Origin of the sequence: Rhodococcus sp. p52 (assembly GCF_000763325.2) — a bacterium.
In the GTDB taxonomy this organism is placed as follows: Bacteria; Actinomycetota; Actinomycetes; order Mycobacteriales; family Mycobacteriaceae; genus Rhodococcus; species Rhodococcus pyridinivorans.
The window spans coordinates 4,784,346-4,805,176 of sequence record NZ_CP016819.1 but is presented as its reverse complement, the minus strand read 5'-3'; the positions used below and the strand labels follow the sequence as shown (position 1 = coordinate 4,805,176).

Below are 20,831 nucleotides of genomic sequence, written 5' to 3'. Positions count from 1 at the left end.
GCGAGGTGATCAGCGAGCGAACATGAGCGCGCGCTTGACCTCCTGGATCGCCTTCGTCACCTGGATGCCACGGGGGCACGCGTCGGTGCAGTTGAAGGTGGTGCGGCAGCGCCACACGCCTTCCTTGTCGTTGAGGATGTCCAGCCGCTCGGAGGCACCCTCGTCACGCGAATCGAAGATGAACCGGTGCGCGTTGACGATCGCGGCGGGACCGAAGTAGCTGCCGTCGCTCCAGTACACCGGGCACGAGGTGGTGCAGCACGCGCACAGGATGCACTTGGTGGTGTCGTCGAACCGGGCACGGTCGGCCTGCGACTGGATACGCTCGCGGGTCGGCTCGTTGCCGGAGGCGATGAGGAACGGCTTCACGGCGCGGTAGGCGTCGAAGAAGGGCTCCATGTCGACGACGAGGTCCTTCTCGACCGGAAGGCCACGGATCGGCTCGATCGTGATCGTGACGTCCTTGCCGTTCTTGTCCAGCATGTCCTTCATGAGGATCTTGCAGGCGAGACGGTTGACGCCGTTGACACGCATCGCGTCCGAGCCGCACACGCCGTGGGCGCAGCTGCGACGGAAAGTGAGCGTGCCGTCGAGGTAACCCTTGACGTAGCCCAACAGGTTGAGCAGACGGTCGGACGGCAGCGCCGGCACCTGGAACGAATCCCAGTGCTGACCCTTGTCGTCCTCCGGGTTGAACCGGGCGATCTTGAGGGTGACCATCGTCGCGCCCTCGGGCACGGGTGGCAGTGTCGACGCGCCCGTGTCGGTCTTCTCGATGGTTGTCATCAGTACTTACGCTCCATGGGCTCGTACCGGGTCTGGACCACCGGCTTGTAGTCCAGGCGAATGTCGGAGATCAGTTCCTCGCCCACCTTGTACGCCATGGTGTGCTTGAGGAAGTTCTCGTCGTCGCGCTTCGGGTAGTCCTCGCGGGCGTGTCCGCCACGCGATTCCTTGCGGTTCAGCGCGCCGACGACGGTGACCTCGGCCATCTCGAGGAGGAAGCCGAGCTCCAGAGCCTCGAGCAGGTCGCTGTTGTAGCGCTTGCCCTTGTCGTGGACCGTGATCTCCTTGTAGCGCTTCTTCAGCTCGTGGATGTCGTTGAGCGCCTGCGTCAACGTCTCCTCGGTGCGGAACACCGACGCGTTGTTGTCCATCGTCTGCTGCAGCTCGGTGCGGATGTCGGCCACCCGCTCCTTGCCGCCCTGGTGCAGGATCAGATCGAGCCAGTCGTCGACGTACTTCGTCGGCTGCTCGGGCATCTCGACGTGCTTCGTGCTGTTGGCGTACTCCGCGGCGGCGATGCCGGCGCGACGACCGAAGACGTTGATGTCGAGCAGCGAGTTGGTGCCGAGACGGTTGGCGCCGTGGACGGACACGCACGCGCACTCGCCGGCCGCGTACAGGCCGGGCACGACGTTCTCGTTGTCGCGGAGGACCTCGCCGTCGACGTTGGTCGGGATACCGCCCATGACGTAGTGGCAGGTCGGGAACACGGGCACGAGCTCGGTGACGGGGTCGACACCGAGGTAGGTGCGGGAGAACTCGGTGATGTCGGGGAGCTTCTCCTCGAGGACGTCCTCGCCGAGGTGGGTCACGTCGATGTAGACGTAATCCTTGTTCGGTCCGGCGCCGCGACCCTCGAGCACCTCGAGCACCATCGAGCGGGCGACGATGTCGCGGGGCGCGAGGTCCTTGATGGTGGGGGCGTAGCGCTCCATGAACCGCTCGCCGTCGGCGTTGCGGAGGATGCCGCCCTCACCGCGCACGGCCTCCGAGATGAGGATGCCGAGACCGGCCAGGCCCGTCGGATGGAACTGGTGGAACTCCATGTCCTCGAGCGGGAGGCCCTTGCGGAAGATGATGCCGAGGCCGTCACCGGTGAGGGTGTGGGCGTTCGACGTCGTCTTGTACATACGGCCCGAGCCGCCCGTCGCGAAGACGATGGCCTTGGCGTGGAAGACGTGGATCTCGCCGGTCGCGAGCTCGTACGCGACGACACCCGTCGCGACGGGACCGTTCTCGGTCTCGGTGAGGGTGATGTCGAGTGCGTAGAACTCGTTGAAGAACTCGACGTCGTGCTTGACGCAGTTCTGGTACAGCGTCTGCAGAATCATGTGGCCGGTGCGGTCGGCGGCGTAGCACGCGCGACGGACCGGGGCCTTACCGTGGTCGCGGGTGTGACCACCGAAGCGACGCTGGTCGATCTTGCCCTCGGGCGTCCGGTTGAACGGAAGACCCATCTTCTCGAGGTCGAGAACGGCGTCGATGGCCTCCTTGGCCATGATCTCCGCAGCGTCCTGGTCGACCAGGTAGTCGCCACCCTTGACGGTGTCGAAGGTGTGCCACTCCCAGTTGTCCTCTTCGACGTTCGCGAGGGCGGCGCACATGCCACCCTGAGCGGCGCCGGTGTGGCTGCGGGTGGGGTAGAGCTTCGTGAGCACTGCGGTGCGCGCACGCGGGCCGGCTTCGATGGCCGCACGCATGCCGGCGCCGCCGGCGCCGACGATGACTACGTCGTAACGATGTTCCTGCATGAAGGTTCGGCTCCCCTAGCTCGCCGTGATGTTCGGGTCGAAGGTGAAGATCACGTAGGTGCCCAGGCCCATGATCAGGATCATCGACACGACGAGGATCGTGTTGAGCCAGAACCGGGTGGAGTCCTTACGTGCGTAGTCCGCGATGACGGTGCGCAGACCGTTACCGCCGTGGAGCTGTGCGAGCCACAGCATCGACAGGTCCCAGAACTGCCAGAACGGGCTGGACCAGCGGCCTGCGACGAACGCGAAGTTGATGCGGTGCACGCCGTCATCGAGCATCAGCATGATGAAGAGGTGACCGAGGACCAGGATGATCAGGGCCAGGCCGGACAGGCGCATGAACAACCAGGCGTAGAGCTCGAAGTTGTTCTTCGCGGCACGCCGCGGCGTGCGCGGGTTGTCGAGGCCTGCGGGCCGGTCGTATTCCTTACCCAGAGTCTTCGCTTCGGTCATGTCAGTGCCCCGCAAACGTGTTGAAGAGGATGCGAACGGCCGCGGGGATCATCACCACGAACCAGATCGCGAGGATCGTCCAGAGCATCACGCGCTGGTACTTCGGGCCCTTCGACCAGAAGTCCACGAGCATGACCCGCAGGCCGTTGAGTGCGTGGTACAGGACCATCGCGACCAGGCCGAGCTCCATGAGGCCGACGATCGGGTTCTTGTACGTATCGATCACCGCGTCGTAGGTCTCGGGGTTGACCCGGACGAGTGCGGTGTCGAGGACGTGGACGAAAAGGAAGAAGAATGTCGCCACGCCCGTGATCCGGTGCAATACCCAGGACCACATGCCGGGGTCTCCCCGGTAAAGCGACCGTGTGCGCCCCGCCTTTGCGGGGGCGGCTTCAGTCGTGCTGCTCATCGAGTGCTGTGCCTCCAACGTCAATGGTGGACGCGTCGAGCTGCTCCTACCTGTGGGGGATTCCGCAGTACGGGCCCGACGTGAACCTGAACCGACTTGGATCGACTCTAGACCCATCCCAAACTCGGGAACCAATCTCCTGCGCCATTCGTACAGGCCCCAAAAGCGAAGTTAGGTTTGCCTTTCCAACTGTGATCTGGCGCAGTGGGGGTCGCCTACCGTCGTCCACGCCACCGTGACAGGATGGGGAACCATGCCGGACATCGACTGGAAAATGTTGCGCGCCAAAGCACATGAGGTGATGGGTCGAGCCTACGCCCCCTACTCCGGGTTCCCGGTGGGGGCTGCCGGCCTCACCGTCGACGGTCGGATGGTCCTCGGGTGCAATGTGGAAAATGTCTCACACGGACTGGGGCTGTGTGCCGAATGTGTACTCGTCGGTAACTTGTTCGCCCAGGGTGGAGGGCGTCTGCGGGCCGTCGCCGTCTGCGACTCCCGAGGCCACGTCCTGACCCCGTGCGGCCGGTGCCGGCAGGTGCTCCTCGAACACGGCGGTCCCGATCTCGAGGTCGACGCCCAGGGTGGCCCGCGTCGCCTCTGCGAGCTCCTCCCCGACGCGTTCGGCCCCGACGATCTGGCGGCCGTGCGGGAGAACGAGGCCCGCCGTGCCTGACATCGTCACCGTCATCCGCCGCAAGCGCGACGGACACGAGCTCTCCGGCGCCGAGATCGACTGGGTCATCGAGGCGTTCACCCACGAGATCGTCTCCGACGCCCAGATGTCGGCCCTGGCGATGGCAGTCTGGTTTCGCGGCATGAGCCGGGTCGAGACGGCACGCTGGACCACCGCCATGATCGACTCCGGTCGTCGTCTCGATTTCTCCGCTCTCGGCCTGCGCACCGTCGACAAACACTCGACAGGCGGTGTGGGGGACAAGATCACACTGCCGCTCGCACCGCTCGTCGCGGCCTGCGGCGTCGCGGTCCCGCAATTGTCGGGCCGCGGTCTCGGTCACACCGGCGGCACCCTGGACAAGCTCGAGGCGATCCCCGGCTGGAAGGCCGATCTGACCACCGCGGAGATCGCCGAGATCCTCAGCGACCCGGCCGTCGGTGCGGTCGTGTGCGCGGCGAGTGCCGATCTCGCCCCCGCCGACCGCAAGCTCTACGCGCTGCGCGACGTCACCGGGACCGTCGAGTCGATCCCGCTCATCGCCAGCTCGATCATGAGCAAGAAGATCGCCGAGGGCACCGGAGCCCTCGTCCTCGATGTGAAGGTCGGCAGCGGCGCCTTCATGAAGGAACTCGGCGAGGCCCGCGAGCTGGCGCGCACCATGGTCGAACTCGGCACCGACGAAGGGCTGCCCACGACGGCCCTGCTCACCCGCATGGACAGCCCGCTCGGGCGCACGGCGGGCAACGCGCTCGAGGTCCGGGAGGCCGTCGAGGTGCTCGCCGGCGGCGGACCCGACGACGTCGTCGAGCTGACCCTGGCCCTGGCCCGCGAGATGCTCGCCGCCGCCGGTGTCGACGATGTCGATCCCGCCGACCGACTGCGCGACGGCACCGCAATGGACCGGTGGAACGCGATGATCGCCGCCCAGGGCGGCGACCCCGCGGCGCCGTTGCCGGTCGCGACCCACACCGAGACCTTCCACGCCGACGCGGACGGGGTGGTCTCCGAACTCGACGCGTACAAGGTCGGTATCGCCGCCTGGCGGCTCGGAGCCGGTCGCGAACGGCAGGGGCAGGACGTGCAGCCCGGGGCCGGTATCGAACTGCACGCGGTCCTCGGTGATCGCGTCCGCGCGGGGCAGCCGATCGCGACGCTGCACACCGACACTCCGGGACGTATCCCCGACGCGCTCGCCGCCCTCCGCGGCGGTGTCCGAATCTCCGACACGGCCCCCGTTCGGCAGCCGCTCGTGATCGAACGGATCCGGGCGTAGGGGCTCGGTGGCCGGAGACCGAGCGGAACCGGCCGCCGCCGACTACCGTCCCGATCATGAACGGCCGTCTGACTCCCGAACTCGTTCGCACCGCACCCAAAGTGGTCCTACACGATCACCTGGACGGCGGACTCCGTCCCCGGACGGTCCTCGAACTCGCGGACGCGTGCGGGTGGTCGTTGCCCGCGGACACCGAAGCGGATCTCGCCCGCTGGTTCCGCGAATCCGCCGACAGTGGCTCGCTCGAACGCTATCTCCAGACCTTCGAGCACACCGTCGCCGTGATGCAGACGGCAGAAGGACTCGAACGCGTCGCACGCGAGTGCGTCCTCGACCTCGCCGACGACGGCGTGGTGTACGCCGAGGTGCGGTTCGCGCCCGAGCAGCACCTGGAGAAGGGACTGTCTCTGGACGAGGTCGTCGAGCGCGTCCTCGAAGGCTTCCGAGCCGGGGAATCGGAGGTGGCCGCCGGTGGTCGTCGCATCCGGGTGCGCTGCCTGCTCACTGCGATGCGGCACGCTGCACGCTCGTTGGAGATCGCCGAACTCGCCGTGCGCTTCCGGGACCGCGGCGTGGCGGGATTCGACATCGCCGGCGCCGAAGCGGGCAACCCGCCCAGCCGTCATCTCGACGCCTTCGAGTACACCCGCGCGGCCAACGCGCACTTCACGATCCACGCCGGTGAGGCGTTCGGGCTCCCGTCCATCCACGAAGCGGTCGCCTTCTGCGGCACCGACAGACTCGGCCACGGTGTGCGCATCGTCGACGACATCGAAGTGCACGACGACGGAACCGCCACTCTGGGCCGGCTCGCGAACTACATCCGCGACAAGCGCATCCCCCTCGAACTGTGCCCGTCGTCGAACGTGCAGACCGGCGCGGTGCGCACGCTCGCCGAGCATCCCTTCGACCTGCTGGCCCGCCTGCGCTTCCGCGTCACCGTCAACACCGACAACCGGTTGATGAGCGACACCACGATGACGCAGGAGATGGTGCGGCTCGTCGAGACCTTCGACTACAGCTGGGTCGACCTCGAACGGTTCACGATCAACGCGATGAAGTCGGCCTTCCTCCCGTTCGACCAGCGACTGGAACTGATCGACGACGTCATCAAGCCTGGATACGCCGTCCTCGTCGGGTAGAGACCGCGACCCGCAGATACCTCTATGGGTGCGCGGGGCGGGAAATGGTCATCGGAGCACGTTACAACGCGCTTTTGTGACCACTTCGCGCGCCGGAGTGCCCAAGTGGAGCTGCCGTCAGTGCCGACGCAGTCGCGCTTCGAACTCGCGCTCGAGCTCGCGCCAGGCGAGGGATTCGGTGTCGAACGGCGGCTTGGGTGCCGTGCGTCCCGAGTCGGGTTCGATCACGTGGTTGACGAACCAGCCGAGTTCCGTGGACGCGGCGAGCGCGGCCTCCGTCGAGTCGTCGTCCGCGAAGTTCGCTGCGTCGACGAACAACTCGACCGCGAGTTCGAGCTGGTCGGGGTCGACGGCCGCAACACCCTGAGCGATGTCGTCGGCGATCCCGGTGAGCACATAGACGTTGTCGTCGGTGACCGTCACGTCGAGCGATCCGTCGACGGCGGCGAGCTGGATCTCCGTGTACGGCTCGAGCGTCGCGAGGTCGTGGTCGTGGTTGTCGGCGAGGTGGCGGGCCAGCGCGCGCTCGGACGGGAAGACGTCGATCGTGCCGTCGTGGCCGAGGAAGACGGCGTCGTCGTTCACGTAGCACCGCAGCGAGTACCAGGTGCCGTCGGTCGTGATGATCCGGATGGGATCGATGCCGACCCGGGCCCAGAACTCGTAGCCGTCGTCCTCGTCATCGGTGTCGATGAACTCGTACTCGTCGTCGGCGTCGACGTCCTCGACCGTGTCGTCGGCCTCGACCTCGTTCTCGTCGACCGCGACGAGCTCGGATTCGATCTCGGCGACCACGGCAGCATCGACGTCGGGAGTGGAGATCACGGCGTCGAGCGCGTCGATCACGCCGTCCCAATCCTGCACGACCGCGGTCCCGACGCGATTCCACAGGTCGAGGCCCTCACGCGTGCGGAAGGCCGAGACACCGTGCTGCAACAGGAGGTCGATCTCCTCGCGTTCGAAGAACTTCGTCACGACGTCGAGATCGCAGACGTCGCCGAGGATGCTCACGATGTCGAAGGTGTCCTGCAGCTCGGACACCGACACGGGATCCGGATCGTCGGCCACGAGTTCGGGGACGCCGACGAGGTCGTAGGTGTGCGGTTCGTCGGGTTCGAACTCCGAGGCCGCAAGCTTGGACACGATCGGCCACGCCTCGTGCTCGACGAGGTCGTTGTCGGCACCCGAACGCACGAACGCGACGAGCTCGGGGACCGACGGGAAGGCGTACAGATCGTCGCCGTGGCCGAGGAATGCCTCCCACTCGTCGTCGCCTTCGCGCCAGCGCGGCGCCCAGAGCGTCACGAGGTTGCCGTCGGTGAGACCGAGCTCGATCGGGACGATGTCTCCAGCCATGGCGCGAAGCCTAGCCATGTCGGCGCCGAGAATATAGCCGGGGGCGGCTCGCTATCGGTTTCATCGCGTTACCGGACGGTCGCCGACGGTGACCGGGTGGTGACCGACGGCGACCGGACCGGCGTCGCTCGCGTCGAGGGCCGCGCGGAGCTCGTCCATCGCGGAGACGCGCGCGGCAGCGGCCTGCCGTGCGGCGTCGTGCACGGTCGCGAGAATCACCGCGGCCAGTTCGCGGGGGTCGGTGCCGCCGATCGGCTCGGCCAGCTCGAGTCCTTCGAGCGCTCCCGAACCGTCCACACGGGCGGTCACGCGTCCGTCGGGACTGCTCGCGGTGCCCCGGACCGCGCCGAGCCTCTCCACCGTGCGTTCGAGCGCATCGAGCCGGACGTGGGCTCGGTCGACGATCGCCTCCACCATCGGTTCGCTCATCGAACGAGACTTCCACGACGATCGGTCGGTCCGTCCGCCAGGTCGGCGCGGGACGGCAGCCGCATCCGGTCGAGGATCTCGCGGGGGACACCTTCGGCGGCGAGGCGTTCGCCGCGGACCACCGCGGCCTCGAGAGCGGCCTGCCGGTTCAAGGCGAGGATCTGATCGGCCAGTTGCCGTGCTCCGTAACGTAACTCGCGGGGGTCGATGCGAAGGTCCACGGGTAGTCCACCGTCCGTCGTGCGCACCGAGATCGTCCCGGCCCGGTTGTGGGCGGTGGCCGTGATCGGTTCCGTCGTCGTGCTGTCCATATCGGGTTGGACGCAGCGCGAGCCCGGCCGGTTCCCGCCCGGTGCGGAGATTCTCCGGAATCAGCCGGCGGTCGGGCGGTAGACACCGTGGAAGGCCATTCCACCGTTGCTGGTGCGCATCGGCGTCACGGAGACGGGGTCGCCCGCCTCGACCATGAGGCCGTTGCCCACCACCATCGCCACGTGCCCGTCCCACACGACGAGGTCTCCGGGCAGGGCGGCTGCAGGATCCACCCGTGTGCCGACGTCCTGTTCCTGGGCCAACCGCGGCAGTTCGACCCCGGCCTGCGCGTAGGCGTACTGCGTCAGTCCGCTGCAGTCGAGGCCGGAGCCGGGACTCGTGCCGCCCCACACGTACGGGGTGCCCTGCTGGGCGAGGGCGTGACGCACCGCTGCCGCAGCGGTCTCGTTCGGTGCCAGGCTGACGCTGCCGTCCGGAAGCCGCACCTCCACGCCCGTCGAGAGCCCTCCACCGAAGGTGTGGAGCGAACGTGGCTCGTCGCCGGCCGGGGCGGGGCCGGGATGGTGACCGGAGTCGATCGGGGGAGCGGAGGGCTCGGGTGGAAGGAGTGCGGACGCCCGATCGGTCAGCTCCGCGAGCGTTCCGGTCACCTGTGTCAGCACGTCCAGCCCGGCGACGAGGTGGTCGATCGCCACTGCGAGGAGCGCGAGCTGCCCCTGTGGAAGCGACGTCGCGGGTGCGGCCTGCTCGGCGAAGGTGACGAACGAGTCGACGAGACGAGTGATCTCGGCCGCACCGGTGACCACCGTGACGGTCGCCTCGAGCGCGATCCCGGCCAGTGCCGACCCACGATCGGCCGCCGCGAGGACGTCGGCGAGGACCTGCTCGGCACTCGCGATCGCCTGCGAGGCGGCCGGGCCACCCCAGGCCCAGGCGAGCTCGGCGACAGCGTCGCGCCCGGTCGCATGTACCTCCTCGGCCCACTGCGCACCGATGCGCACCATCTCACCCGGATCGACGCCGGGTGGCAGCGCGGTGCCGAACGCGTCGAGCAGGCCGGTCAGCGGAGCGACGAGCAGATCCCCTCCGATCACAGTGACTCCACGACGGAGTCGAGTCGTGCGGCGGTGTCGTCGGTGGTGTGCTCGTAGGCGGCCACGGAGGCCTTCGCGGCGTCTCCCATTCCGCCGAGCAGGTCGCCGAGCCGGCCGAGATCGCGCACGTGCGCGGAGTGGGTCGCGGTGAGAGCGGCGAGCACGGGTGCCCCGATCGGACCCAGTGCGGCGCTCAGCGTCGAGGGGTCGCCGTGCCGTGTCCGTTCGGCGGCCTCGTGCAGGCGCGCGGCGAGTTCGACGGCGTCGTCGCCGAACCTCCCGACGGCACTCGTGTCGATCCGTATCGCGTCCCTACCGGAGTTCTCGGTCACCTCGTCGCCTCTCGCGTCGTTGATGTGGGATTCGGCGCCTTCGGAGGGTTCCGTCCCTGCCTGGTTCGACGCACCCGACTGCCGATCGGTTCCGTCGTTCTATCCTTCGGACATGGATTCGCTCGTCGTCGACCATCCGCTCGCTGCTTCGCTCCTGACCATCCTTCGCGACGAACGCAGCGACAACGCTGCCTTCCGGCACGCGTTGAGGCGGCTCACCCAGATGCTCGTCTACGAGGCGGTGCGCGATGCGCCCACCGAGACGTTCGACGTCAAGACGCCGGTCGCGGTGACGACGGGGGTACGGTTGCAGCAGCCTCCGCTGCTCGTCCCGGTTCTTCGCGCCGGCCTCGGCATGGTCGAACAGGCCCACGCCCTGATTCCCCAGGCGCAGGTCGGTTTCGTCGGTCTCGCTCGTGACGAGAAGACCTTCGAGCCGGTGCCCTATCTGGAGTCGTTGCCGGAGGACCTGTCGGGTCTTCCCGTCTTCGTGCTCGACCCGATGCTCGCGACCGGGGGGTCGATGGTGCACACCCTCGACATCCTCGCCCAGCGCGGTGCCACGGATATCACCGCGATCTGTGTGGTCGCGGCGCCGCAGGGCGTCGAGGCCCTTGCTGCCTCGGGTCATCCGGTCCGGTTGGTCACGGCGTCGGTCGATGAAGGTCTCAACGAGAACAAGTACATCGTGCCGGGTCTCGGCGATGCGGGGGACAGGCAGTTCGGGCCGCGATAAACCGCGCGTCGTGTGTTACTCGTGTGACTGACGGTACGGATGTGACACCCGACCGCAGTCGTCTCGTTATCGAAAAACAACCCGCAGGTCTCGATTTCTTCTTACGCTCGGTGTGCTCCGTGTGAAGTCCACTGCGTAGGTACAGCCAGAGATGGGGTCGGCGGAATGGCAAGAATCTTCTCCCGCAATCTGATTCGTGGAAGTGTCAGAGCGGCTTCGGTGGGCGCGGTCGCCGTCCTCGCCGCAGTGACGAGTCACGGCACGGCTGCGGCCGCTGTCGACAACTCGCGCATCCTGCCGTTGGACGGAGGGCACGCGGTCGAAGTGATCCAGGCCGACACCTCGACACAGTCGGTGCCGCCGCTCGACAGCTCACCGCTGAGTGTCGAGTTCTTCCACGACGAGATTGCTACCGTTCGGATCACCGGTCCGAACGCGGCGAACTTCGTCGGGACGGCGGTGGAGGTCGGTTTCCAGGTCGGCTACCCGGTCGCGCTGCCGGGGGCGACGGTCACCGTCATCACTCCGAGCCTGTCCTGGGGTGTGGACAACGGTGCGGCCATCGGCCTCTCGCTCGACAACGAAGGTGGTGCCTCGCTCGATCTCGGCCTGGAGGCGGGTGGTTCGCTCAGCGGCGACATCATCCCGTCCCAGGAGATCGAGATCCCGCTCGAGCCGGGCGGCATCACGTCCGTCCCGATCGTCGAGGGCTTCGAGTTCGACGGCAGCTCGACGACCATCCGGATCGCCGGCGTGCATGGCTCGGTCTCGGGAGCCATCGGGCCGGTGATGATCCGTCCGTACCTGAAGGCTGTCACCGCCGACCGGAACACCGTCGTCACTTACGGTGTGCCGCAGCAGGTTTGATTGCAGCAGCAGGTCTGATCGAATCGGGTCCTGGCCCGGCCGGATCCGGCCGGGTCAGGGGTTCTCGTCACCGAGCGAGGCCGCCCATCCGCGCAGGGCGTCGAGTATCGCTTCCGCCGCCGGGCGGTCCCGATCCGTGACCACCTCCAGGTAGACCTTGAGCTTCGGTTCGGTGCCCGAGGGGCGCACCACCACGCGCACCCTCGGCCCGCCCGCGACGTCCTCGCGACTCTCGAAGACGAGAGCGTCGGTGTGCATCGGTCCCGGGCTCTCGGCGAGATCGGTCGCGGTCACCTCCAGACCCGCGAGGGTCGTCGGCGGCTCCGCACGCAGTCGCGTCATCACGGTGCCGATGCGCTGCAGGTCGTCGACGCGGATCGACACCTGATCGCCGACGTGGACACCGAGTTCGCGATGCAGGTCGTCGAGTGCGTCGAGCAGTGTCCGGCCGGCCTGCTTCAAATCGGCCGCGTAGTCGGCGACCATTACGGCGGTCGCGATGCCGTCCTTGTCGCGCACAGCGTCCGGATCGACGCAGTGCCCGATCGCCTCCTCGTACGCGTAGACGAGGCCGTCACCGGCGCGGGCGAGCCACTTGAAACCCGTGAGCGTCTGCGCATATCGCGCGCCGCGTGCGGTCGCGAGTCGCCCCAGCATGGTCGACGAGACAATGGTGGTCGCGACCAGTGAGCCGGGCGGTGACGACGCGAGGATCCGGTCGCCGAGCAGGACCCCGGTCTCGTCGCCGCGCAGCATCGTCCATCCCCGCGGGCCCGGGACACCGACGGCGCAACGATCGGCATCGGGATCGAGCGCCAGGGCGATGTCGGCGTCGACCTCGGCCGCCAGCGCGAGCAGAGCCTCTGTTGCGCCCGGTTCCTCGGGGTTGGGGAAGGCGACGGTGGGAAACGCCGGGTCGGGTGCGAACTGGGACGCCACGACGTGGATGTCGTCGAATCCCGCGGAACGCAGGGCCGCGACTGCCGTCTCGCCGCCGACACCGTGCAGTGCCGTCAGGGCGATGCGCATGCCTCGGTGCGGCGAGCGGGGGAGCGACGCGACCCGGGCGAGATAGCGGTCGACGAGGTCGTCACCCGACGGCGCGACCGGCATCCGGGGCACGTCCGCGGCGGAACCGACGGCGTCGATCGCCGTTTCGATCTCCCGATCGGCGGGTGCGGCCAGTTGCGCTCCGTCGGCGAGATAGACCTTGTACCCGTTGTCGGCGGCGGGATTGTGCGATGCCGTGATCTGCACGCCCGCAACGGCGCCCAGCGCCCGTACCGCGAAGGCGGTCACCGGGGTGGGGAGCGGCTCTCCGAACGCGACGACCTCGAAGCCGGCCGCGGCGAGAACCTCTGCCGCGGCGGTGTGGAATTCCGCTGAGCCCGTACGGGCGTCGCGGCCGACGACGACGGTGCCGTCGCCCTGCCCGTTCGCCTCGAGCCACGCCGCGAGTCCGGCGGTGGTGCGGACGACGACGGGTACGTTCATGCAGTCCGGTCCGTCGCCGACCGGGCCGCGCAACCCCGCGGTGCCGAATCGCAGCGTCACAGCCGGGCCGCCAGATCGCGCAGAAGATCGCCCATCCGGGTCGCGGCCGCACGACCCGCGGCCAGTACCTCGGTGTGGTCGAGGGGAGCGCCGGTGATGCCGGCCGCGGCGTTGGTCACCAGCGAGACCGCGAGCACGCGCGCTCCGGCCGCGCGCGCCGCGATGGTCTCGTGGACCGTGGACATGCCGACGAGGTCGGCGCCGAGGGTGCGCAGCATCCGGATCTCCGCCGGGGTCTCGTAGTGCGGCCCGGGCAGACCGGCGTAGACCCCTTCGCGCAGCGACGGATCGATCTCGCAGGCGAGTGCACGAAGATCCGGCGAGTAGGCGTCGACGAGGTCGACGAACTGGGCACCCACCAGCGGCGAGCGACCGGTGAGATTGAGGTGGTCCGAGATGAGAACCGGTTGTCCCACGGAGAACTCGGGATCGATGCCGCCCGCCGCATTGGTGAGGACGACGGTGCGGGCACCCGCTGCGACTGCCGTGCGCACGGGATGGACGACGCGGGCGAGGTCGTGCCCCTCGTAGGCGTGGATGCGGCCGGCGAGGACGAGGACGGCGTTGTCACCGGCGCGCACGGAGTGGATGTTCCCGGCATGCCCTGCCGCCGTCGGCGGTGCGAAACCGGGCAGCTCGCTCATCGGGATCGTGGCGACGGGGATGCCGAAACTCTCGACTGCGGCCCGCCAGCCGGACCCGAGGACGACGGCGACGGAGTGTTCGGCGACCCCCGTCCGTTCGGCGAGAGCGGCGGCTGCGGCGGCGGCGGCCGCGGTGGGGTCGAAGACGTGATCGGGTTCTCCCATGGCATCGGACCCTAATCGCTCACAGCTTGTTACTCGTGGGTAAGTAGGCGCGGTATGCTGACGCGCATGCCTTACCTCGAACGTGACGGCGACGTCTTCGTCCTGCATCTCGGTGACCGTGACGCGGAGGTCTCCGAGAACCGGTTCCACCCCGATCGTCTCGCCGCGATCCACTCCCTCCTCGACGAGGTGGAAGCGCACGACGGACCCGCCGCCCTCGTGACCGCGGCGACCGGAAAGTTCTGGAGCAACGGACTCGACATCGACTGGGTCGGCGCGAACCTGCCGGATCTGCCGGGCTATCTGGACTCCGTCCACGCCCTCTATGTGCGGCTGCTCACCTTCCCGGCGGCGACGGTCGCGGCCGTGCAGGGGCACGCCTTCGGTGCCGGCGCGATGCTCGCGCTCGTGCACGACTTCCGGGTGATGCGCGGCGACCGCGGCTACTGGTGTCTGCCCGAGGTGCAGCTGAACATGCCGTTCACCGTCGGGATGTCCGCGCTGATCCGTCCCCGCCTGCCGATCCAGACGGCGGTCGAGGCCATCACCACCGGCCGTCGCTACGGCGGTGAGGACGCCGTGGCCGCGGGCATCGCCGAGCAGGCCGTCACCGGTGACGCCGTGCTCTCAACGGCGGTCGAGCGCGCAGCGGCGCTCACCGCCACCCGCGGGCCAAATCTGTCGGGCATCAAGCGCGGTCTGCACGCGCCGCTGATCTCGGCACTGGAGATCCGGACCGACGCGTCGAACTTCCGGTTCGGCTGATCGCCCCGCCGCGAAGTCGACGAACCGGTCGTACGCGCCGATCGATCGGGACGCGGTGAGCATGACAGACTGGACCCCGTGACGACCGACTACGCCACGGCGATCGAGGCTGCTTCCGACACCCTCGTCGGCCTGTCGCATTCCATCCACGCCGAACCGGAACTCGCGTTCGAGGAACACCGGAGCGCCGCGAAGATCGTCGAGGTGCTGCGCGACCACGATTTCGAGGTCACCACCGGCATCGCCGACCTGCCCACCGCCTTCGATGCGCGGTTCGGCAGCGGCGAACTCGTCCTCGCGTTCTGCGCCGAGTACGACGCACTGCCGGGCATCGGGCACGCGTGCGGCCACAACATCATCGCGGCGTCGGCCGTGGGCGCCGGGATCGGTCTCGCTGCGCTCGCCGACGAACTCGACGTGACCGTCCGCGTCGTCGGAACCCCCGCGGAGGAAACCGGCGGCGGCAAGGTCCTCATGCTCGAACGCGGCGTCTTCGACGGCGTCGGTGCGGCGATGATGGTGCATCCCGGCCCGTTCGACATCACCGGGGCGACGTCGCTCGCCCTCGCCGACATCGCCGTCGAGTACGACGGCCGCGAGGCGCACGCCTCCGCGGCCCCCGAATACGGGCTCAACGCTGCCGACGCTGCGACCGTCGCCCAGGTCGCGGTCGGACTGCTGCGGCAGCACCTGCATCCCGGGCAGCAGATCCACGGCATCGTCGCGCAGGGCGGGACGGCACCGAACATCGTGCCCAGCCACACCGAACTGCTGTACTACCTGCGGGCCGGGACGAGCGAACTCCTCGACGACCTCGTCGACCGCGCACGCAACTGCTTCGCCGCCGGGGCGCTGGCCACCGGATGCAACCACCGGATCCGGACGGTCTCGCCGACCTATACCGAACTCACTCCCGATCCGTGGCTGGTGCAGGCATATCGTGAGGAGATCATCGATCTCGGGCGCCGACCGCTGCCCGTCGAGGAGGAAGGAGCGCGCCCCCTGGGCAGTACCGACATGGGAAACGTGACGAACGTGGTGCCGGGAATCCATCCGGTCATCGGACTCGACTCCGGTGGCGCGGTGACACATCAGGCTGCATTCGCGGCCGCGTGTGTCACCGAGTCCGCCGATCGGGCAGTACTCGACGGAGCGCGTGCGCTCGCAGCGACCGCCGTACGCGCGGCGACCGATCCGGTCCACCGGGCACGGCTCCTCGAACAGGCCGGCCGTCGATGAACCCCTACGTCGAGAAGTGGTTGGACCGCCACACCGAGGACCTCTCGCTCTGGCGCCGTCACATCCATGCGAATCCCGAACTCGCCCGGCAGGAGTACGCCACCACCGAGTTCGTCGCGAAGCACCTGCGCGCGGCCGGACTGGAGCCGAAGGTCCTGCCTCGCGGCACCGGCCTGATCTGCGATCTCGGTCCGACCGGCGGACCGCGCATCGCCCTGCGTGCAGACATGGACGCCCTGCCGATGCAGGAGGCCACCGGCCTGCCGTTCGAATCCACCGTCCCCGGTGTCTCGCACGTGTGTGGGCACGACGCCCACACCACCGTCGTGCTCGGTGCAGGTCTGGCGCTGGCCTCGATGCCCGAATTGCCGATCGGTGTCCGGCTGGTCTTCCAGCCCGCGGAGGAGGTCATGCCGGGCGGGGCGCTCGACGTCGTCGCGGCGGGCGGACTCGACGGGGTCGCGCGAATCTTCGCCTTGCACTGCGACCCGCGTCTCGAGGCGGGCAAGGTCGGTATGCGGGTCGGGGCGATCACCTCGGCGGCCGACACTGTCGAACTCGTCCTCGACTCACCCGGTGGGCACACCTCCCGGCCGCACTTGACCGGCGATCTCGTCTACGGCCTCGGTGCCGTCATCACGGGTCTTCCCGGCATGCTCAGCCGTCGCATCGATCCGCGCACCGGCACCGTCATGGTGTGGGGTGCGGTCAGCGCCGGCAAGGCACCGAACGCGATCCCGCGCACCGGCATGCTCGCGGGCACCGTCCGCACCGGCGACCACGACACCTGGCAGCTGCTCGAACCGATGGTCCGCGAGATCGTGCACGGTCTGCTCGCGCCCACCGGTGTCAGCTACGAACTGAACTATCGCCGCGGCGTGCCGCCGGTGGTCAACGACGAGGTGTCGGCGCGCATGTTCGAGGACGCGATCCGCGCGACCGGCCCCGACGCCCTCGCGGACACCCCACAATCCGGTGGGGGAGAAGACTTCTCGTGGTATCTCGAACACGTCCCCGGCGCCATGGGGCGGCTCGGGGTATGGCCGGGGGTCGGGCCCGAACTCGACATCCACCAGCCCACCTTCGATCTCGACGAGCGGGCGCTGGCCGTGGGTGTGCGGGTGATGACGAATCTGGTTCTCGGCGCTGCGTGACGCAGTCCGAAGTAAGCTCAGGCTTACCTGAACGGTAGGATGTGTGAGCTCACCCATACCAGGAGGAATCGATGTCCCTTCGACACCGGATCGGCGCAGGGCTGACGGCAGCCACGCTCGTCGCCGTTCTCGCCGCGTGCAGCGACAGCGGCTCGGTCGACACCACCCCGGACGCTTCGAACGGGGAGGCGCTCACGCTCTATTCCGGGCGTAGCGAGAACCTGGTGGGCCCGCTCGTCGAACAACTCGAAGGCACTCTCGGTTTCCCGATCGACGTCGTCTACGGCGGCACGCCGGAGATCACGGGCAAGCTCGTCGAAGAAGGTGCCGCATCGCCCGCCGATGTGGTCTTCAGCCAGGATGCCGGCGCGCTCGGTCTGCTCGACCGTTCGGGTCTGCTCGAGCAGCTGCCCGCGAGTGTGACGAATCAGGTGCCCGAGAACTACCGCGCGGAGGACGGCACCTGGGTCGCCACCTCTGCACGGGCTCGCGTCCTGGTCTACAACGACGACAAGGTGCAGCCGCAGGACCTGCCGAGCGGGATCGACGGGCTCCTCGACCCGAAGTGGAAGGGCCAGGTGGGCTTCGCGCCGACCAATGCGTCGTTCCAGTCGTTCGTGACCGGACTCCGTGTCTCCCGGGGCGAGGACGGTGCCCGCGAATGGCTCGAGGCGTTCAAGGCCAACGAACCGGTCGCCTTCGAAGGCAACGGACCTCTCATGGAGGGCGTCGACACCGGCCAGGTGACCCTCGGCCTCACCAATCACTACTACTGGTACGGGCTCGCGGACGAGAAGGGCGCCGACAACCTTGCCGTGCAGCTCCACTTCTTCGACGCGGGCGATCCCGGTGCCCTGGTGAACATCGCCGGCGCCGCGGTGCTCGCCACTACCGACCAGCGCGAGCAGGCCGAGCAGTTCGTGGCAGCGTTGCTCTCGCCCGAGTCGCAGACCTATTTCGCCGACGAGACCGCGGAGTATCCGGTCGTCGAGGGGACCGAAACCCAGACCGACCTGCGCCCGCTCTCCGAGATCGGGACCTCCGACATCGAACTGGCCGAACTGGCGTCCCTGGCCGAAACACAGGCGCTCCTGCAGGAACTGGAATTCATCTGATCACCCTCGCGACGCCGCGCGTCGGTACCCGACGCGGCCGGCCGATCCTGGCCACGGCCGCGCTGGGTGTTGCCGTGTTCGCGCTCGCACCCGTCGCGCACCTGGTGATGCGCGCGTTCGCGGACGGACCCGAACGGGTCGTCTCGCTCGTGTTCCGTCCACGCACTCTCGAACTGGTGTGGCGCAGCGGCGCGCTCGCCGTGACGGTCACGGTGGCATGCCTGATCCTGGGGCTCGCCGCCGCATGGTTGACGACCCGCACGGATCTCCCCGGCCGTCGCTGGTTCGCGTTGGCCCTGAGTCTGCCCTTGGCGATCCCCTCGTACGTGTCGGGCTTCGTCTGGATCGCGCAGTTCCCCGCGCTCGAAGGTTTCGTCGGTGCTGCCCTCGTCCTGACCTGCGCGTCCTTTCCTTACGTCTATCTGCCTGTGGCGGCGGCACTCGCCTCGGCCGACCCGGGGCTCGAGGAAGTGGCCCGCACTCTCGGCCGGTCCCGGCTGACCGCCATCCTCACCGTCACCTTGCGGCAGGGTTGGCCGACCGCGGCGGCGGGCGGACTGCTCGTCGCGCTCTACACGCTCAGCGATTTCGGCGCCGTCGCATTGATGCGCTACGAAGCGTTCACCCTGGCGATCTACGGAAGTTACCGGGGACTTCTCGATCGCACGCCCGCCGCTGTCTTCGGCCTCGTGCTGGTCGCGATCGCCGTGGTGCTGACCGTCGCCGAACGGAGCGCGCGCCGCGGCGCCACCGCGCGGATCGGATCCGGTACCGCGCGCACGGCCGAACCCGTGATGCTCGGCTCACGGCGATGGCCGGCGATCGGCTTCCTCGCCGCTCTGCTCGTCGTGAGCGTGGGAGTTCCGGTCGCGGGCCTGGCCCGCTGGTTGTGGAGGTCACAGCAGATCGCGGTCGACTGGTCCGGTATCTGGACCGCCACCACCTACACTCTGTGGGTGTCCGCGCTCGGTGCGTTGCTGACCACGGTGCTCGCACTTCCGGTGGGCATCTACGCCGCACGGTCGCACTCCCGATTGTCGCGCTTCACCGAGAGCGCCGCCTACATCGGCTTCGCGCTGCCCGGCATCACCGTCGGTCTGGCGCTCGTGTTCTTCGGCATCCGACTGCTCCCGCAGTGGTACCAGCAGACCCCGATGCTGGTGATCGCCTACGCGGTCCTGTTCCTCCCTCTCGCGGTGGGGTCGATCCATGCGGCGGTCGCCGCGATCCCCCGGGGTCTCGAAGATGCGTCCGCAACTCTCGGTTCCGGACGATTGCTCACCGGACTGCGGGTGACGATCCCGATCGCCGCACCCGGCGTGGTCGCCGGTGCGGCATTGGCATTCCTGACCATCGCCAAGGAACTGCCTGCGACGCTGCTGCTCGTCCCCATCGGGCACGACACGCTCGCGACTGGGATGTGGCGACATACCGAAACCCTCGCGTACGGCTCGGCAGCACCCTATGCGGTGATCCTCGTCCTCATCGCGGCACTGCCGTCGCTCGTGCTGGGACGTCTGTTGCGCGGCCGGGTCGACGCGGAAAGTGGAGGCGAAGAGTGACCGGTCTGACCATCGAGAATGTATCCGCGCGATACGGCGCCGCCGAAGTCGTCACCGATGTGACCCTCGACGTGCCGCGCGGCGATCTGCTCGCCGTCCTCGGACCGTCGGGTGGCGGCAAGACCACGCTGTTGCGAGTGGCGGCTGGGCTGCATCCCGCAGCGTCGGGACGGATCTCCGTAGACGACGTGACCGTGACCGACGTGCCACCCGAACGTCGCGGGGTGGGCCTCGTGCCGCAGGAAGGCGCGTTGTTCCCGCATCTGAACGTGGCGCGCAACATCGGCTACGGTCTGGGGCGAGCGAACCGGCCGTGGCGCGGAGGTGCGCGGGAGGAACATCGACGCCGGGTCGAGGAGCTACTGGATCTCGTCGGTCTTCCGCGAGTCGGGCACCGTAAGCCGAGCGCGCTCTCGGGCGGGCAACAGCAGCGGATCGCTCTGGCTCGTGCACTGGCACCGCGACCGTCCGTGGTCCTGCTCGACGAGCCGTTCAGCGCGCTCGACGCCGGTCTACGCGCGAGTCTGCGCGCGGATGTCCGTACGCTGCTGCGCGAACAGTCGGTCGCGGCGGTGCTCGTGACCCACGACCAGACGGAGGCCTTGGCCATGGCCGACAGGCTGGCGGTGATGCTCGACGGCCGGATCGCCCAGGTGGGCTCGCCCGAGGAGGTCTACGGGAGGCCGGCATCCGTCGCGGTGGGCGAGTTCGTGGGGGAGGCGATCGTACTCGAGGCCGAGGCGTTCGGCGACTGCGCGCAGACCCCGCTCGGGAAGGTTCAGCTCGTCTCACCCGGACACGGCGTGGGCCGCGTCCTGCTGCGACCGGAACAGATCGAAGTCGGGGCAGCGCCGACGAAGTGCCCTGCTGCCGGATCGTTCACTGTGCGCGACACGGCATTCGGCGGCGCACACAGCGAAGTGCGGGTCGAGGGGATGGGAATCGCCGTCCGTGCCCTGTGCACCACCCTGCACGGTCTGCAGGCGGGCGACCCGGTGACGGTGAGCGTCCGGCGACCGGTGCCCTTCTATCCCGGAGGGTAGGAAGGCCGGC

General features: G+C 68.5%; 22 protein-coding genes. 11 read left to right on the top strand and 11 right to left on the bottom strand.

Going from position 1 to position 20,831, the window contains the following annotated elements; all coding sequences use genetic code 11:
- Positions 1–9: 9 nt before the first annotated feature.
- Genes IM25_RS22335 through sdhC form a run of 4 tightly spaced genes read right to left on the bottom strand, consistent with a single transcriptional unit; the run spans position 10 to position 3,402 of the window.
- On the bottom strand, positions 10–786 hold the full coding sequence (locus IM25_RS22335; RefSeq protein WP_006550125.1) for a succinate dehydrogenase iron-sulfur subunit: 777 nt from the start codon (positions 784–786) through the stop codon (positions 10–12).
- A complete protein-coding gene (gene sdhA / locus IM25_RS22330; RefSeq protein WP_024101557.1) occupies positions 786–2,537 on the bottom strand; it encodes a succinate dehydrogenase flavoprotein subunit in 1,752 nt (583 codons plus the stop codon). Before sdhA ends, IM25_RS22335 begins: the two co-directional genes overlap by 1 nt.
- A 15-nt stretch (positions 2,538–2,552) precedes the next feature.
- Positions 2,553–2,993: a succinate dehydrogenase hydrophobic membrane anchor subunit gene (locus tag IM25_RS22325; protein ID WP_006550127.1), complete on the bottom strand. Its 441-nt coding sequence runs from the start codon at positions 2,991–2,993 to the stop codon at positions 2,553–2,555.
- A gap of 1 nt (position 2,994) precedes the next feature.
- On the bottom strand, positions 2,995–3,402 hold the full coding sequence (sdhC, locus tag IM25_RS22320; protein WP_071935442.1) for a succinate dehydrogenase, cytochrome b556 subunit: 408 nt from the start codon (positions 3,400–3,402) through the stop codon (positions 2,995–2,997).
- Between the two features lie 253 nt (positions 3,403–3,655).
- On the opposite strand from sdhC, the gene IM25_RS22315 reads away from it, so the two are divergent.
- The 3 genes from IM25_RS22315 to IM25_RS22305 are packed head-to-tail and all read left to right on the top strand — an operon-like array spanning position 3,656 to position 6,493.
- Positions 3,656–4,075: a cytidine deaminase gene (locus IM25_RS22315; RefSeq protein WP_065996429.1), complete on the top strand. Its 420-nt coding sequence runs from the start codon at positions 3,656–3,658 to the stop codon at positions 4,073–4,075.
- Positions 4,068–5,351, top strand: coding sequence for a thymidine phosphorylase (locus IM25_RS22310; RefSeq protein ID WP_024101555.1), 1,284 nt, complete (start codon positions 4,068–4,070; stop codon positions 5,349–5,351). The genes IM25_RS22315 and IM25_RS22310 overlap by 8 nt, the downstream gene beginning before the upstream one ends.
- A gap of 56 nt (positions 5,352–5,407) precedes the next feature.
- The gene (locus IM25_RS22305) at positions 5,408–6,493 is read left to right on the top strand and encodes an adenosine deaminase (RefSeq protein WP_033097069.1); all 1,086 of its coding nucleotides are present in this window, start codon (positions 5,408–5,410) and stop codon (positions 6,491–6,493) included.
- Between the two features lie 117 nt (positions 6,494–6,610).
- On the opposite strand, the gene IM25_RS22300 is transcribed toward IM25_RS22305, so the two are convergent.
- The 5 genes from IM25_RS22300 to IM25_RS22280 are packed head-to-tail and all read right to left on the bottom strand — an operon-like array spanning position 6,611 to position 9,977.
- Positions 6,611–7,849, bottom strand: coding sequence for a hypothetical protein (locus tag IM25_RS22300; protein ID WP_033097070.1), 1,239 nt, complete (start codon positions 7,847–7,849; stop codon positions 6,611–6,613).
- Between the two features lie 60 nt (positions 7,850–7,909).
- The gene (locus IM25_RS22295) at positions 7,910–8,278 is read right to left on the bottom strand and encodes a YbaB/EbfC family nucleoid-associated protein (RefSeq protein ID WP_006550133.1); all 369 of its coding nucleotides are present in this window, start codon (positions 8,276–8,278) and stop codon (positions 7,910–7,912) included.
- Complete coding sequence (locus tag IM25_RS22290; protein WP_006550134.1) at positions 8,275–8,589, bottom strand: hypothetical protein; 315 nt, start codon at positions 8,587–8,589, stop codon at positions 8,275–8,277. The genes IM25_RS22295 and IM25_RS22290 overlap by 4 nt, the downstream gene beginning before the upstream one ends.
- Positions 8,590–8,649: 60 nt before the next feature.
- Complete coding sequence (locus IM25_RS22285) at positions 8,650–9,645, bottom strand: C40 family peptidase (protein ID WP_065996428.1); 996 nt, start codon at positions 9,643–9,645, stop codon at positions 8,650–8,652.
- On the bottom strand, positions 9,642–9,977 hold the full coding sequence (locus IM25_RS22280; RefSeq protein WP_052040025.1) for a type VII secretion target: 336 nt from the start codon (positions 9,975–9,977) through the stop codon (positions 9,642–9,644). The genes IM25_RS22285 and IM25_RS22280 overlap by 4 nt, the downstream gene beginning before the upstream one ends.
- A gap of 112 nt (positions 9,978–10,089) precedes the next feature.
- Here IM25_RS22280 and upp point away from each other — a divergent pair, with 112 nt between their 5' ends.
- Both upp and IM25_RS22270 read left to right on the top strand, forming a co-directional pair.
- Positions 10,090–10,713 carry a uracil phosphoribosyltransferase gene (gene upp, locus IM25_RS22275; RefSeq protein WP_024101551.1) on the top strand — a complete coding sequence of 208 codons (624 nt, stop codon included), beginning with the start codon at positions 10,090–10,092 and terminating at the stop codon, positions 10,711–10,713.
- A 165-nt stretch (positions 10,714–10,878) separates the two neighbouring features.
- Positions 10,879–11,580 (top strand): MspA family porin, encoded by a 702-nt coding sequence (locus tag IM25_RS22270; protein ID WP_051121491.1) that lies wholly within the window; start codon positions 10,879–10,881, stop codon positions 11,578–11,580.
- A 54-nt stretch (positions 11,581–11,634) separates the two neighbouring features.
- Here the strand turns inward: IM25_RS22270 and IM25_RS22265 are convergent, their stop codons facing one another.
- Both IM25_RS22265 and IM25_RS22260 read right to left on the bottom strand, forming a co-directional pair.
- On the bottom strand, positions 11,635–13,134 hold the full coding sequence (locus IM25_RS22265; RefSeq protein WP_052040026.1) for a phospho-sugar mutase: 1,500 nt from the start codon (positions 13,132–13,134) through the stop codon (positions 11,635–11,637).
- Complete coding sequence (locus IM25_RS22260; RefSeq protein WP_065996427.1) at positions 13,131–13,943, bottom strand: purine-nucleoside phosphorylase; 813 nt, start codon at positions 13,941–13,943, stop codon at positions 13,131–13,133. The genes IM25_RS22265 and IM25_RS22260 overlap by 4 nt, the downstream gene beginning before the upstream one ends.
- 66 nt (positions 13,944–14,009) lie before the next feature.
- On the opposite strand from IM25_RS22260, the gene IM25_RS22255 reads away from it, so the two are divergent.
- From IM25_RS22255 to IM25_RS22230, 6 genes are all read left to right on the top strand, one after another.
- Entirely contained in the window at positions 14,010–14,708 is a 699-nt protein-coding gene (locus IM25_RS22255; RefSeq protein WP_065996568.1) for an enoyl-CoA hydratase/isomerase family protein, read from the top strand.
- Positions 14,709–14,786: 78 nt separating this feature from the next.
- Entirely contained in the window at positions 14,787–15,947 is a 1,161-nt protein-coding gene (locus IM25_RS22250; protein WP_006550146.1) for a M20 family metallopeptidase, read from the top strand.
- Positions 15,944–17,101 (top strand): M20 family metallopeptidase, encoded by a 1,158-nt coding sequence (locus IM25_RS22245; RefSeq protein WP_006550147.1) that lies wholly within the window; start codon positions 15,944–15,946, stop codon positions 17,099–17,101. The genes IM25_RS22250 and IM25_RS22245 overlap by 4 nt, the downstream gene beginning before the upstream one ends.
- Before the next feature lie 71 nt (positions 17,102–17,172).
- Positions 17,173–18,216, top strand: a complete 1,044-nt coding sequence (locus tag IM25_RS22240; protein WP_033097072.1) for an iron ABC transporter substrate-binding protein — start codon at positions 17,173–17,175, stop codon at positions 18,214–18,216.
- Between the two features lie 107 nt (positions 18,217–18,323).
- The gene (locus IM25_RS22235) at positions 18,324–19,778 is read left to right on the top strand and encodes an ABC transporter permease (protein ID WP_198162589.1); all 1,455 of its coding nucleotides are present in this window, start codon (positions 18,324–18,326) and stop codon (positions 19,776–19,778) included.
- Positions 19,775–20,821, top strand: a complete 1,047-nt coding sequence (locus tag IM25_RS22230) for an ABC transporter ATP-binding protein (protein WP_006550150.1) — start codon at positions 19,775–19,777, stop codon at positions 20,819–20,821. The genes IM25_RS22235 and IM25_RS22230 overlap by 4 nt, the downstream gene beginning before the upstream one ends.
- Positions 20,822–20,831: the final 10 nt, after the last annotated feature.

Bases quoted from the DNA above. Each gene is read 5' to 3' on its own strand.
- IM25_RS22335 (WP_006550125.1), bottom strand. From the start codon at position 786: ATGACAACCATCGAGAAGACCGACACGGGCGCGTCGACACTGCCACCC.
- sdhA (WP_024101557.1), bottom strand. From the start codon at position 2,537: ATGCAGGAACATCGTTACGACGTAGTCATCGTCGGCGCCGGCGGCGCC.
- IM25_RS22325 (WP_006550127.1), bottom strand. From the start codon at position 2,993: ATGACCGAAGCGAAGACTCTGGGTAAGGAATACGACCGGCCCGCAGGC.
- sdhC (WP_071935442.1), bottom strand. From the start codon at position 3,402: ATGAGCAGCACGACTGAAGCCGCCCCCGCAAAGGCGGGGCGCACACGG.
- IM25_RS22315 (WP_065996429.1), top strand. From the start codon at position 3,656: ATGCCGGACATCGACTGGAAAATGTTGCGCGCCAAAGCACATGAGGTG.
- IM25_RS22305 (WP_033097069.1), top strand. From the start codon at position 5,408: ATGAACGGCCGTCTGACTCCCGAACTCGTTCGCACCGCACCCAAAGTG.
- IM25_RS22300 (WP_033097070.1), bottom strand. From the start codon at position 7,849: ATGGCTGGAGACATCGTCCCGATCGAGCTCGGTCTCACCGACGGCAAC.
- IM25_RS22295 (WP_006550133.1), bottom strand. From the start codon at position 8,278: ATGAGCGAACCGATGGTGGAGGCGATCGTCGACCGAGCCCACGTCCGG.
- IM25_RS22290 (WP_006550134.1), bottom strand. From the start codon at position 8,589: ATGGACAGCACGACGACGGAACCGATCACGGCCACCGCCCACAACCGG.
- upp (WP_024101551.1), top strand. From the start codon at position 10,090: ATGGATTCGCTCGTCGTCGACCATCCGCTCGCTGCTTCGCTCCTGACC.
- IM25_RS22270 (WP_051121491.1), top strand. From the start codon at position 10,879: ATGGCAAGAATCTTCTCCCGCAATCTGATTCGTGGAAGTGTCAGAGCG.
- IM25_RS22260 (WP_065996427.1), bottom strand. From the start codon at position 13,943: ATGGGAGAACCCGATCACGTCTTCGACCCCACCGCGGCCGCCGCCGCC.
- IM25_RS22255 (WP_065996568.1), top strand. From the start codon at position 14,010: ATGCCTTACCTCGAACGTGACGGCGACGTCTTCGTCCTGCATCTCGGT.
- IM25_RS22245 (WP_006550147.1), top strand. From the start codon at position 15,944: ATGAACCCCTACGTCGAGAAGTGGTTGGACCGCCACACCGAGGACCTC.
- IM25_RS22240 (WP_033097072.1), top strand. From the start codon at position 17,173: ATGTCCCTTCGACACCGGATCGGCGCAGGGCTGACGGCAGCCACGCTC.
- IM25_RS22235 (WP_198162589.1), top strand. From the start codon at position 18,324: ATGCGCGCGTTCGCGGACGGACCCGAACGGGTCGTCTCGCTCGTGTTC.